Annotated in this window: 13 protein-coding genes and 2 tRNA genes; all 15 read right to left on the bottom strand. The window is 61.4% G+C overall.

What is annotated here, in order from left to right; all coding sequences use genetic code 11:
• On the bottom strand, positions 1 to 309 hold the full coding sequence (gene nuoK / locus GR197_RS10015) for an NADH-quinone oxidoreductase subunit NuoK (RefSeq protein WP_003547388.1): 309 nt from the start codon (positions 307 to 309) through the stop codon (positions 1 to 3).
• Positions 310 to 331: 22 nt separating this feature from the next.
• Positions 332 to 946, bottom strand: coding sequence for an NADH-quinone oxidoreductase subunit J (locus GR197_RS10010; RefSeq protein ID WP_164008963.1), 615 nt, complete (start codon positions 944 to 946; stop codon positions 332 to 334).
• Between the two features lie 142 nt (positions 947 to 1,088).
• Entirely contained in the window at positions 1,089 to 1,580 is a 492-nt protein-coding gene (gene nuoI, locus GR197_RS10005; RefSeq protein WP_164008961.1) for an NADH-quinone oxidoreductase subunit NuoI, read from the bottom strand.
• A gap of 40 nt (positions 1,581 to 1,620) precedes the next feature.
• Positions 1,621 to 2,664 carry an NADH-quinone oxidoreductase subunit NuoH gene (gene nuoH, locus GR197_RS10000; protein WP_007626184.1) on the bottom strand — a complete coding sequence of 348 codons (1,044 nt, stop codon included), beginning with the start codon at positions 2,662 to 2,664 and terminating at the stop codon, positions 1,621 to 1,623.
• Between the two features lie 12 nt (positions 2,665 to 2,676).
• A complete protein-coding gene (gene nuoG / locus GR197_RS09995; protein ID WP_164008959.1) occupies positions 2,677 to 4,758 on the bottom strand; it encodes an NADH-quinone oxidoreductase subunit NuoG in 2,082 nt (693 codons plus the stop codon).
• A 223-nt stretch (positions 4,759 to 4,981) separates the two neighbouring features.
• The gene (locus tag GR197_RS09990; protein ID WP_164008956.1) at positions 4,982 to 5,680 is read right to left on the bottom strand and encodes a 5' DNA nuclease; all 699 of its coding nucleotides are present in this window, start codon (positions 5,678 to 5,680) and stop codon (positions 4,982 to 4,984) included.
• 2 nt (positions 5,681 to 5,682) lie between these two features.
• Complete coding sequence (gene nuoF / locus GR197_RS09985) at positions 5,683 to 6,987, bottom strand: NADH-quinone oxidoreductase subunit NuoF (protein ID WP_003547378.1); 1,305 nt, start codon at positions 6,985 to 6,987, stop codon at positions 5,683 to 5,685.
• An 11-nt stretch (positions 6,988 to 6,998) separates the two neighbouring features.
• Positions 6,999 to 8,168 (bottom strand): NADH-quinone oxidoreductase subunit E, encoded by a 1,170-nt coding sequence (locus GR197_RS09980; protein ID WP_164008955.1) that lies wholly within the window; start codon positions 8,166 to 8,168, stop codon positions 6,999 to 7,001.
• A gap of 16 nt (positions 8,169 to 8,184) precedes the next feature.
• The gene (locus GR197_RS09975) at positions 8,185 to 8,457 is read right to left on the bottom strand and encodes a hypothetical protein (protein WP_164008952.1); all 273 of its coding nucleotides are present in this window, start codon (positions 8,455 to 8,457) and stop codon (positions 8,185 to 8,187) included.
• The gene (locus GR197_RS09970) at positions 8,457 to 9,647 is read right to left on the bottom strand and encodes an NADH-quinone oxidoreductase subunit D (RefSeq protein WP_164008950.1); all 1,191 of its coding nucleotides are present in this window, start codon (positions 9,645 to 9,647) and stop codon (positions 8,457 to 8,459) included. Before GR197_RS09970 ends, GR197_RS09975 begins: the two co-directional genes overlap by 1 nt.
• 66 nt (positions 9,648 to 9,713) lie before the next feature.
• The gene (locus tag GR197_RS09965; RefSeq protein WP_164008948.1) at positions 9,714 to 10,316 is read right to left on the bottom strand and encodes an NADH-quinone oxidoreductase subunit C; all 603 of its coding nucleotides are present in this window, start codon (positions 10,314 to 10,316) and stop codon (positions 9,714 to 9,716) included.
• 18 nt (positions 10,317 to 10,334) lie between these two features.
• Positions 10,335 to 10,919 carry a NuoB/complex I 20 kDa subunit family protein gene (locus GR197_RS09960; RefSeq protein ID WP_164008947.1) on the bottom strand — a complete coding sequence of 195 codons (585 nt, stop codon included), beginning with the start codon at positions 10,917 to 10,919 and terminating at the stop codon, positions 10,335 to 10,337.
• Positions 10,910 to 11,275, bottom strand: coding sequence for an NADH-quinone oxidoreductase subunit A (locus GR197_RS09955; protein WP_007626195.1), 366 nt, complete (start codon positions 11,273 to 11,275; stop codon positions 10,910 to 10,912). Before GR197_RS09955 ends, GR197_RS09960 begins: the two co-directional genes overlap by 10 nt.
• Positions 11,276 to 11,522: 247 nt before the next feature.
• A tRNA-Asp gene (locus tag GR197_RS09950) sits at positions 11,523 to 11,599 on the bottom strand.
• A gap of 83 nt (positions 11,600 to 11,682) precedes the next feature.
• A tRNA-Asp gene (locus GR197_RS09945) sits at positions 11,683 to 11,759 on the bottom strand.
• Positions 11,760 to 11,806 lie beyond the last annotated feature (47 nt).

The following is an 11,806-nucleotide window of genomic DNA, read 5'->3' as shown; positions in this document are numbered from 1 at the left end:
TCAGCCCTTCATCATATTGACGTCTTCGACCGCGATCGAGCCGCGGTTGCGGTAGAAGACAACGAGAATTGCAAGACCGATCGCCGCTTCGGCAGCCGCGACTGTCAGGATGAACAGCGCGAAGACCTGGCCGACGATGTCGTTCAGGAAGGAGGAGAAGGCGACCATGTTGATGTTGACGGCAAGCAGGATCAGCTCGATCGACATCAGTATGACGATGACGTTCTTCCGGTTCAGGAAGATGCCGAAGACGCCGAGCGTGAAGAGGATGGCGCTGACCGTCAGGTAGTGGGAAAGTCCGATGACCATGTTCTTTGTTCCTTGACCTGCCTTAGACGCCCTGCCCGGGCTTGACCGAAACCACCTCGACGGCGGTGGCGGGCGTGCGGGCAACCTGCCTGGGAATATTCTGCCGCTTGATGTTGGTGCGGTGCCTCAGCGTCAGCACGATCGCGCCGATCATGGCGACCAGCAGCACCAGACCGGCGATCTCGAAGAAATAGACGTAGTTGGTGTAGAGCACGTCGCCGAGGGCGGCCGTATTGGTGCGTTCCGTCAGCGCCGGGATCGGCATGGCGACCGTCTTGGCGATCTCGGGCGAGATGACGCTGCCGCCGATGACGACGATCAGCTCGGCCGCGAGGATCACCCCGATCAGCCCGCCGATCGGCGCATATTCGAGAACGCCGGCCCTCAATTCGGTGAAGTCGATATCGAGCATCATCACCACGAAGAGGAAGAGCACGGCGACGGCGCCGACATAGACGACGAGCAGGATCATCGCCAGGAATTCGGCACCGAGCAGCAGGAAGAGGCCGGCCGCATTGAAGAACACCAGGATCAGGAACAGAACCGAGTGAACCGGGTTCTTCGCCCAGATGACCATGAACGCCGACGCCACCGCGACAAAGGCGAAAAGGTAGAAAAATAGAGCCTGCAGACCCATGTTGGTGCCTTTTTCATCTTCCCCCGGGCAGCCGGGAGTTTATCTGCCCGATAGAGCTTTGCGCGGCTGACCGGCAAAGCTCCTGTGCATATTGACCGCGACCGAAGCAGCTAAGCTCCCTTACGGCATTTCAAAAACTCGATCAGCGGTACGGCGAGTCGATCGCGATGTTGCGGGCGATTTCGCGCTCCCACCGGTCTCCGTTATCCAGAAGCCGCGACTTGTCGAAATAAAGCTCTTCGCGGGTTTCCGTCGCGAATTCGAAATTCGGGCCTTCGACGATGGCGTCGACCGGGCAGGCTTCCTGGCAGAAGCCGCAATAGATGCACTTCACCATGTCGATGTCGTAACGCACCGTGCGGCGGGTGCCGTCATTGCGGCGGGGACCGGCTTCGATGGTGATCGCCTGGGCAGGACAGATCGCCTCGCAGAGCTTGCAGGCGATGCAGCGCTCTTCGCCGTTCGGATAACGGCGCAGCGCGTGCTCGCCGCGAAAACGAGGGGAGACCGGACCCTTTTCGAAGGGATAGTTGATCGTCGCCTTCTGGCGGAAGAAATAGCGCATCGACAGAAAGAAAGCGCCGACGAATTCCTTGAGAAACAGCGAGCTGATGGAGCCGGACAAGCTTGCCATCTTCAACCTCCAATATTGCCGGAAACGAGAGCTGACATCATCATGCCCAACCCATCAGTTTCAGCACGAATGCAACGATGACGACCATGGCAAGCGACAGCGGCAGGAAGACCTTCCAACCGAGGCGCATGAGCTGGTCGTAGCGGTAGCGCGGGACGAAAGCCTTGACCATCGCGAACATGAAGAACACGAAGCAGGCCTTCAGCATGAACCAGATGATGCCCGGAACCCAGTTGAGGATCCAGATATCGACCGGAGGCAGCCAGCCGCCCAAAAAGAGGATCGTTGTCAGCGAGCACATCAGGCAGACGGCCGCATATTCGCCGAGCATGAACATCATGTATGGCGACGAGCCGTATTCGACCATGAAGCCGGCAACGAGTTCCGATTCGGCTTCCGGAAGGTCGAAGGGCGGACGGTTCGTCTCGGCAAGTGCTGAGATGAAGAAGATGATGAACATAGGGAAAAGCGACAGCCAGTGCCAGTCGAGGAACGACGACGGCAGGCCGAGCATGGTGCCGAGGCCGGTATGCTGCGCATTGACGATATCGGTCAGGTTCAGCGAGCCGACGCAAAGAAGCACGGTGACGATGACGAAGCCGATCGAGACTTCATAGGACACCATCTGTGCCGCCGAGCGCAGGGCGCCGAGGAACGGATACTTCGAGTTCGAAGCCCAGCCGCCCATGATGATGCCGTAGACCTCGAGCGAAGAGATCGCGAAGATATAGAGGATGCCGACATTGATGTTGGCAATCACCCATCCATCGGCGAGCGGCACCACCGCCCAGGTGGCAAGCGCCAGCAGCACGGTCACCAGCGGGGCAAGCAGGAACACCACCTTGTTGGCGCCGGCCGGAATGACCGGCTCCTTGAAGACAAACTTCAGAAGGTCGGCGAAGGACTGGAACAGGCCGAAGGGGCCGACGACGTTCGGGCCGCGGCGCAGCTGCACGGCCGCCCAGATCTTACGGTCGGCGAGCAGCACATAGGCGATGAAGACGAGCAGGCAGACGAGAAGCAGCAGCGACTGACCGATCATGATGATCGCCGGCCAGACATAGGTCGAAAAGAAAGAATCCATAGTCCCCTGCCCTTACTCTGCCGCGACTTTGAAGTTGTTGCGGGCCAATGCCGAGCACTCCGCCATGACAGCCGAGGCACGCGCTATCGGGTTCGTCAAATAGAAGTCTTTCACCGGCGACGCAAACCCGGATTTGTTCATCTTGCCGGCTTTTTTCGCAACTGCGGCAATTTGGGCGCTATCGGTTTCGGCGATCTCGTCGATGGCGGCGAAATGCGGGAAAGCGGCATAGAGCCGGACGCGCAATTCGCTGAGCGAATCGAAGGGAAGCTTCTTGCCGAGCACGTCGGAAAGGGCACGGATGATCGCCCAGTCTTCGCGGGCATCGCCCGGTGCAAAGCCTGCACGATTGCCCATCTGGACGCGGCCTTCGGTGTTCACCCAAGTGCCGGATTTTTCGGTATAGGCTGCGGCCGGCAGGATGACGTCGGCATGATGCGCGCCGTTATCGCCATGCGAGCCGATATAGACAGTGAGCTTGGCCTTCTTGGCGGTGAAGTCGACTTCGTCGGCGCCGAGCAGGAAGAGCACATCCATCGCCGTCAGCATTTCGGCGGCATTGACGCCCTTGGCGCCCGGCACGAAACCGAGATCAAGGCCGCCGACACGCGAGGCTGCGGTATGGAGGACGGCAAAGCCGTTCCAGCCTTCGACGACCGCGCCGACCGAACCGGCAAGCTTGGCAGCACTGGCGAGTACGCCGGCGCCATCGGTGCGCGACAGCGCGCCCTGGCCGATGATGATCATCGGCTTGGCGGCGTTCTTCAGGACCTCCGCAAAGGCGTGACCGCCGTCGACCAGATCCTTCAGCGTGTCCGGACCACCACCGAGATAGTCATAGGTGTAGCGCAATTCGCTCGGCTCGCCGATCACGCCGATCGGAAACTTGCCGCGGCGCCAGCGCTTGCGGATGCGGGTATTGAGGATTGCCGCCTCGAAGCGCGGATTGGCGCCGATGATCAGCAGCGCGTCGGCCTGGTCGATGCCCGAGATGGTCGGGTTGAAGAGGTAGCTTGCGCGGCCGAGCGACGGATCGAGTGCCGCCCCATCCTGGCGACAGTCGAGATTGGTCGATCCGAGCGACTTCACCAGTTCGGAAAGCGCATACATTTCTTCGACGGAAGCAAGATCGCCGGCGATTGCGCCGATCTTGTCGCCCGACGTGGCGGCAACGGCAGCCTTGATGGCGCCGAAGGCCTCGGCCCAGCTGGCCGGCTGCAGGCGACCGTCGCGGCGGACATAGGGCCGGTCGAGGCGCTGGGTCTTCAGTCCGTCCCAGATGAAGCGGCTCTTGTCGGAGATCCACTCTTCGTTGATCGCCTCGTTGACACGCGGCAGGACGCGCATGACTTCGCGGCCGCGGGTATCGACGCGGATCGCCGAACCGACGGCATCCATGACGTCGATCGATTCGGTCTTGTTCAATTCCCAGGGGCGCGCGGTGAAGGCGAAGGGCTTGGAGGTCAGCGCACCCACAGGGCAAAGGTCGACGACGTTGCCCTGCAACTCGGAGGTCATCGCCTGTTCGAGATAGGTGGTGATCTCGGCATCCTCGCCGCGGCCGATCAGGCCGAGTTCGGAAATGCCGGCGACCTCGGTGGTGAAGCGGACGCAGCGCGTGCAATGGATGCAGCGGTTCATCACCGTCTTGACCAATGGGCCGATATACTTGTCCTCGACGGCGCGCTTGTCTTCCTGGTAACGCGAGGTGTCGATGCCGAAGGCCATCGCCTGGTCCTGCAGGTCGCATTCGCCGCCCTGGTCGCAGATCGGGCAATCGAGCGGATGGTTGATCAGCAGGAATTCCATCACACCTTCGCGGGCCTTCTTGACCATCGGGGTGTTGGTGAAGACCTCGGCCAGTTCGCCGTTCGGGCCGCCGCGGATGTCGCGCACGCTCATGGCGCAGGAAGCCTGCGGCTTTGGCGGGCCGCCCTTCACCTCGACAAGGCACATGCGGCAATTGCCGGCAACCGACAGCCGCTCATGGAAGCAGAAGCGCGGAACTTCGGCGCCGGCATCCTCGCACGCCTGCAACAGCGTGTAATGATCCGGAACCTCGATTTCGTTGCCGTCAATCTTCAGTTTTGCCATCGTCGCTCAGTCCTGTTTCCCGTTTGCCTGATGACGGCAAACAAACCTATTTTTGCAACACTCTCATTGCCAAGCCGGATCTTTCGTCCTGCCGACATTTGATGTCGCCCAAATTCTCTATCGCGTGTTCCAGGTCCGGAACCCGCACCGGCATCTGCAGCGTGAGGCCCCCGCCCGTCCGCCGATCTGCCCATCCTTCCGGCCGATTGCACGGCCGGACAGTTCATTTCCTTCGGCGCGCCCGCCCTGCCAGAACCTTTGCCTGGCCGATCCAGTCGTCACGGCCGATGCGGCCGTTGACGCCAAGCTCGTCATCGAGCCGGGTGATGTCCTCGGCGCTCCAGGCAGCAATCTCAGCGAAGCTGCGAATGCCCCTGTCGTTCAGCACCTGCTCCAGCTTCGGGCCGATGCCGGTGATCAGCTTCAGATCGTCGGCCTTTTTCGCCCGCTGGGCCGGTTTGGCCTTCACAGCCGGCTTCGGCTGGCTGGCAGGAACCGGTTCGCTGACCGGTGTTACAACAGTCAGTTTCGGCCTTGCCTTCTTCTCGGCCGCCGGCTTGGCCGCGGCCACCGGCTTGACCACAGCCTTGGCGACAACCTTGACCTCAGGGCGGATATTCTCCGGCCGGATATCGACGGCGGGCGCCAGCGCCTCCGGCGGCGTGTCATCAAGGGCGGCCGCGACCTTGCCGGTGGTTTCCAGCGCGCTCTGGAAGGCGCCGAAAAAGGCGCCCGCTATCTGGGTGGAGAGACCGAAGCCGATCGCGGTTGCGGCGGCAAAGGCAGCGGCCGGATGCGCCATCAGCGGATGCACCGGCATTGCCCGTGCATTTTCCAGCATCTCGGCGGCAAGACGGCCGAAGCCGGCCGCGAAATCGGCGGCGTCTTCCTTCTTTCCACTCTTCGATGCGTTGTCCGCCATGATTATTCAGCCGCCTCCAGAACCGCGCCATGATCAAGCGCGCTTGCCGTATACTGGTCGATGCGCTTTTCGATCTCGGGACGGAAGTTACGGATCAGACCCTGCACCGGCCATGCGGCGGCGTCGCCGAGCGCGCAGATGGTGTGGCCTTCGATCTGCTTCGTCACCTGGAACAGCATGTCGATTTCGCGCTTCTGGGCATTGCCCTTGGCCATGCGCTCCATCACCCGCCACATCCAGCCGGTGCCTTCGCGGCAGGGCGTGCACTGGCCGCAGCTCTCATGCTTGAAGAAGGCGGAGATGCGGGCGATCGCCTTGATGACGTCAGTGGACTTGTCCATGACGATCGCGGCGGCCGTGCCGAAGGAGGAACCGACGCCGCGCAGGCCGTCGAAATCCATCGGGCAGTCGATGATGTCCTTGGCCGGAACGATCGGGCAGGATGCGCCGCCCGGAATGACCGCGAGCAGATTGTCCCAGCCGCCGCGGATGCCGCCGGCATGGCGGTCGACCAGTTCGCGGAAGGTGATGCCCATTTCCTCTTCGACTGTGCACGGCTTGTTGACGTGGCCGGAGAGCATGAACAGCTTGGTGCCGACATTGTTCGGGCGGCCGATGGCCGAGAACCAGCCGGCGCCACGACGCAGGATCGTCGGCGCAACGGCGATCGATTCGACGTTGTTGACCGTCGTCGGGCAGCCGTAGAGGCCCATATTGGCCGGGAATGGCGGCTTCAGGCGCGGCTGGCCCTTTTTGCCCTCGAGGCTTTCGAGCAGGGCTGTTTCCTCGCCGCAGATGTAGGCGCCGGCGCCATGATGGACGAAGATGTCCATATCCCAGCCGAGCTTATTGTTCTTGCCGAGCAGGCCATAATCATAACATTCGTCGATCGCCGCCTGCAGCGCTTCGCGCTCGCGGATATATTCGCCGCGCACATAGATGTAGGCCGCATTGGCGCCCATGGCGAAGCTGGCGATGACACAGCCTTCGATCAGCGTATGCGGATCGTGACGCATGATGTCGCGGTCTTTGCAGGTGCCGGGCTCCGATTCGTCGGCATTGACGACGAGGTAGTGCGGGCGGCCGTCGCTTTCCTTCGGCATGAAGGACCACTTGAGGCCAGTCGGGAAGCCGGCGCCGCCGCGACCGCGAAGGCCGGATGCCTTCATCTCGTTGATGATCCAGTCGCGGCCCTTTTCGAGGATCTGCTTGGTGCCGTCCCAGTGGCCGCGGCTCATCGCGCCCTTCAGGGATTTGTCCTTGAGGCCGTAGATGTTGGTAAAGATGCGGTCTTTATCTTGTAACATGCTTCACCTCTTTACCGCGGCTTCTTGCCGAAGACCTTGATATATTCCGCTTCGCCGCCCTTGGCGAGCGCCTTGGCCTGCTTGACCCAGTCGTCGCGCTCGATGCGGCCGCGGAAGTTCAGGTAGCCGTCGACCCATTCGCGTTCGGCCTTCTTCCAGCCCGCGACCTGCGAGAAGGTAAAGATGCCGATTTCGTTCAGCGTCGCCTCGATCTTCGGGCCGACGCCCGAGATCATCTTCAGATCATCCAATGCGGCGGGCTTTTCGATGCCGGCCGGACGGTTCTTGTCGGTGAGTGCTGGCTTTGCCGCCGGGGCGGCTTCGGCCTTGACGGCGGGTGCCGGCGCCGGTTCGGCAGCCGCGGTGCCGGAAACCGGCTGCTGCTCGGCTGCCTTGGCATTCCTGGCAGCCGCTTTCGGCGCCGTTGCCGGCGTCTTCAGCGCGGCATTGGTCTCGGCATCGGTGCTCTTTGGGCGGGCGGCCTCGGAGGGCGGGACCGGAGCGGCGTCGACAACCGGAGCCGACACGGTTTCGGCATCGGCCTTCTTGGCGCGTGTTCGCGCCTTTGGCTCTTCCGTCGTCAGCGACGTCAGGCCGCCTTCAGGGGCGGAGTATACCCGGTCGATCTGAGTGCCCGGCTTGATGCTCGCGCCGTTGCCGGCGGCAAAGGTATCGATGATCTCTTCGAGACGCGCCGGCGTAAGGTCCTCATAGGTGTCCTTGCCGATCATCACCATCGGGGCGTTGACGCAGGCGCCAAGACATTCGACCTCTTCCCAGGACAGCGTTCCCTCGGCATTGCGCTCGAAGGCATGGGCATGGATCTTGCTCTTGCAGACCGACATCAGCGCTTCCGAGCCGCGCAGCATGCAGGGCGTCGTGCCGCAGACCTGGACATGGGCGCGGGTGCCGACGGGATGCAGCTGGAACTGCGTATAGAAGGTCGCGACCTCGAGCACCCGGATATAGGCCATATCGAGCATGTCGGCGATCTTTTCGATCGCCGCGCGCGTGACCCAGCCATCCTGCTCCTGCGCCCGCATCAATAGCGGGATGACCGCCGATTGCTGGCGGCCGGCGGGGTATTTCTGGATCGTCTTGTCCGCCCAGACCGCATTTTCATCGCTGAAAGCGAATGCGGCAGGCTGAAATTGATCTTCGGCTAATCGACGAACGGACATTCTTCCTCACGCCTTGTCAGTTTAGGGTTCCACACCGCGAAGCGGTCAAAGACTGCATTTCGCAGGCATAGGCCGACTGGTCTTTCTGCATAAACACTACGAATTTGCCGCCATTCGGAATGGCAGCCTTGATCTGATAGCCCTTGGACAAAAGATCGCCCATGGACGTTTGCGCCGCCGGCGGCGTCACTTCCTTACGACCGAGCGGCGTGCCGAGCGTATCGGTCTCCTGAGCCGAAACCCCGGATGCCGCAAGAAAAAGGGCGACAGCAAGCGGCAGACGCTGCATCAGCGGTCCACCTCGCCGAAGACGATGTCGAGCGAGCCGAGTACGGCCGCGACGTCGGCAAGCTGGTGGCCGCGGCACATGAAGTCCATCGCCTGCAGATGGGCATAACCCGGTGCGCGAATCTTGCAGCGATACGGCTTGTTGGAGCCGTCGGAGACCAGATAGACGCCGAACTCGCCCTTCGGCGCCTCGACGGCGGCGTAAACCTCGCCGGCCGGCACGTGGTAGCCTTCGGTATAGAGCTTGAAGTGGTGGATCAGCGCTTCCATCGAGCGCTTCATCTCACCGCGCTTCGGCGGCACGACCTTGCCGTCGATCGACGAGAAAGGACCGGTCTTGGCATCCGACAGCAGGCGATTGACGCACTGCTTCATGATGCGGACCGATTCGCGCATCTCGATCATGCGGATCAGGTAGCGGTCATAATTGTCGCCGTTCTTGCCGATCGGAATATCGAATTCGAGATCGGAATAACATTCGTAGGGCTGGGAGCGACGCAGATCCCAGGCAGCGCCCGAACCGCGCACCATTACGCCGGAGAAGCCCCAGGCCCAGCAATCCTCCAGCGACACGACGCCGATATCGACGTTGCGCTGCTTGAAGATGCGATTGCCGGTCAACAGATTGTCGATATCGTCGAGCGCCTTCAGGAAGGGATCGCACCAGTCGCCGATATCCTGAACGAGCTGTTCCGGCAGGTCCTGATGGACGCCGCCCGGACGGACGTAAGCCGCGTGCATGCGCGAACCGCTGGCGCGCTCATAAAACACCATCAGCTTTTCACGCTCTTCGAAGCCCCAGAGCGGCGGCGTCAGCGCCCCGACGTCCATGGCCTGCGTCGTGACGTTCAAGAGATGCGAGAGAATACGGCCGATTTCCGAATAGAGGACGCGAATCAGCTGGCCGCGGATCGGGATGTCGATGCCGAGCAGCTTTTCCACAGCCATCGCATAGGCATGCTCCTGGTTCATCGGCGCGACGTAATCGAGCCGATCGAAATAAGGCACCGCCTGAAGATAGGTCTTGGTCTCGATCAGCTTCTCGGTGCCGCGATGCAGCAGGCCGATATGCGGATCAACCCGCTCCACAATTTCGCCGTCAAGCTCCAGGACAAGACGAAGAACGCCGTGCGCCGCCGGATGCTGCGGTCCGAAATTGATGTTGAAGTTGCGGACGTTATGTTCGGTCATGGCGATGAGCTCGCGTTCTCAGATAACCAGTGAATGGCGGGCACAAGCCCACCAGCCGCCTTGAATTTATTGCTTCGCCTTTTCGTCGCCTGGCAGCACGTATTCAGTACCTTCCCAAGGCGACATGAAGTCGAAGTTGCGGAATTCCTGTTTGAGCTCGACCGGCTCGTATACGACGCGCTTTGCCGCATCGTCGTAACGGACTTCGACGAAACCTGTCGTCGGGAAGTCCTTGCGCAGCGGGTGGCCTTCGAAGCCGTAGTCGGTCAGGATGCGGCGCAGGTCCGGATGGCCGGTGAAGAGCACGCCGTACATGTCCCAGGTTTCGCGCTCGAACCAGTCGGCGCCGGGATGGACGGCGCAGGCCGAGGGAACCGGGGTATCCTCGTCGGTTGCGACCTTGACGCGGATGCGCACATTCTGCTTCGGCGACAACAGGTGATAGACGACGTCGAAACGCAGCTCGCGCTGCGGCCAGTCGACGCCGCATATATCGATGAGGTTGACGAAACCGCATTTGGCGTCGTCACGCAGGAAGGTCAAAAGCGCGACCAGGTTTTCACCCGTCGTCGTCAGGGTCAGCTCGCCATACTTCAGCTGCGATGCGGCGATCAGATTGCCGCGCGCTTCGCCAAGGTAGGACGCAAGCTCAGTCAGGGCTTCACTCATATGCCTTGTCCTCAACCCTTAGCGTTCGATCGTGCCGGTGCGCCGGATCTTCTTCTGCAGCAGAAGCACGCCGTAAAGCAGCGCCTCCGCCGTGGGGGGACAGCCCGGCACGTAGATGTCGATCGGCACGATGCGGTCGCAGCCGCGCACCACCGAGTAGGAATAGTGATAGTAACCGCCGCCATTGGCGCAGGAACCCATCGAGATGACGTAGCGCGGCTCGGGCATCTGGTCGTAGACCTTGCGGAGCGCAGGCGCCATCTTGTTGGTCAGGGTGCCGGCAACGATCATGACGTCGGACTGGCGCGGCGAGGCGCGCGGCGCAAAACCGAAGCGCTCGACGTCATAACGCGGCATCGACAGCTGCATCATTTCGACGGCGCAGCAGGCAAGGCCGAAGGTCATCCACATCAGCGAGCCGGTGCGGGCCCAGTTGATCAGCTCGTCGGTCGAGGTGACGAGAAAGCCCTTATCGGCAAGCTCGTTGTTGATCTCGCCGAAAAATGCGTCGTTGCTGCCGATCGGCTTGCCTGTGGAGGGATCGATGATCCCCGTCGGCTGCTGGGCGACGAGCGGCTGATTGCTCACAGGGGCTACTCCCATTCCAGGGCTCCCTTTTTCCATTCATAGATGAAGCCGATGGTCAGCACGAAGAGGAAGACCATCATGGACCAGAAGCCGAACCAGCCGATGGCGCCGAAGGAAACGGCCCAGGGGAAGAGGAAGGCGACTTCCAGGTCGAAGATGATGAAGAGGATCGACACGAGGTAGAAGCGGATGTCGAATTTCATGCGGGCATCGTCGAATGCGTTAAAGCCGCATTCGTAAGCCGAGAGCTTTTCCGAATCAGGCGCTTTGAAAGCCACGGCAAACGGCGCAATAAGCAGCGCCAGGCCGATAACAAGCGCGATAGCGATGAAGATAGCGATCGGAATATAGGAACTGAGCAGTTCAGTCATCATGTTCATCCCTGCTTGCCGGAGGCGCCAGACGGCACATTTGGGCAAATGCCCGGCAAGCGAACGTGCGTTGCAACAAGCCGTGGTTAGCGCAGCCGAAGCCCCGGCGCAAGAGATTTACAGAGGCAATTCGACGCGTGGCGCGCGGACATTATCAAGCAGATGCAACGATGTCGCGACAAATCCGCCCAAGCCGTGTGAAGCTGCATGTCTGACCACTGGAAACTGCATGGCTTGATGAAGAGAATGGCGCGAGTGACGGGGCTCGAACCCGCGACCTCCGGCGTGACAGGCCGGCACTCTAACCGACTGAGCTACACCCGCGCATTGATCGGCCATTTGCGGCCGCGAGGATGAAGAAAACCGGACAAACGACAAATCGCTTTGCGTTTTTACAAGACTTGAAATGGCGCGAGTGACGGGGCTCGAACCCGCGACCTCCGGCGTGACAGGCCGGCACTCTAACCAACTGAGCTACACCCGCAATTCATTTCAAGCAGTCCGGATGCCTTCGCATCCTTACCAAAACGG

This window comes from Rhizobium phaseoli (genome assembly GCF_010668805.1).
Taxonomy (GTDB): Bacteria; Pseudomonadota; Alphaproteobacteria; order Rhizobiales; family Rhizobiaceae; genus Rhizobium; species Rhizobium phaseoli_A.
This window is presented reverse-complemented; position numbering and strand designations above follow the sequence as displayed.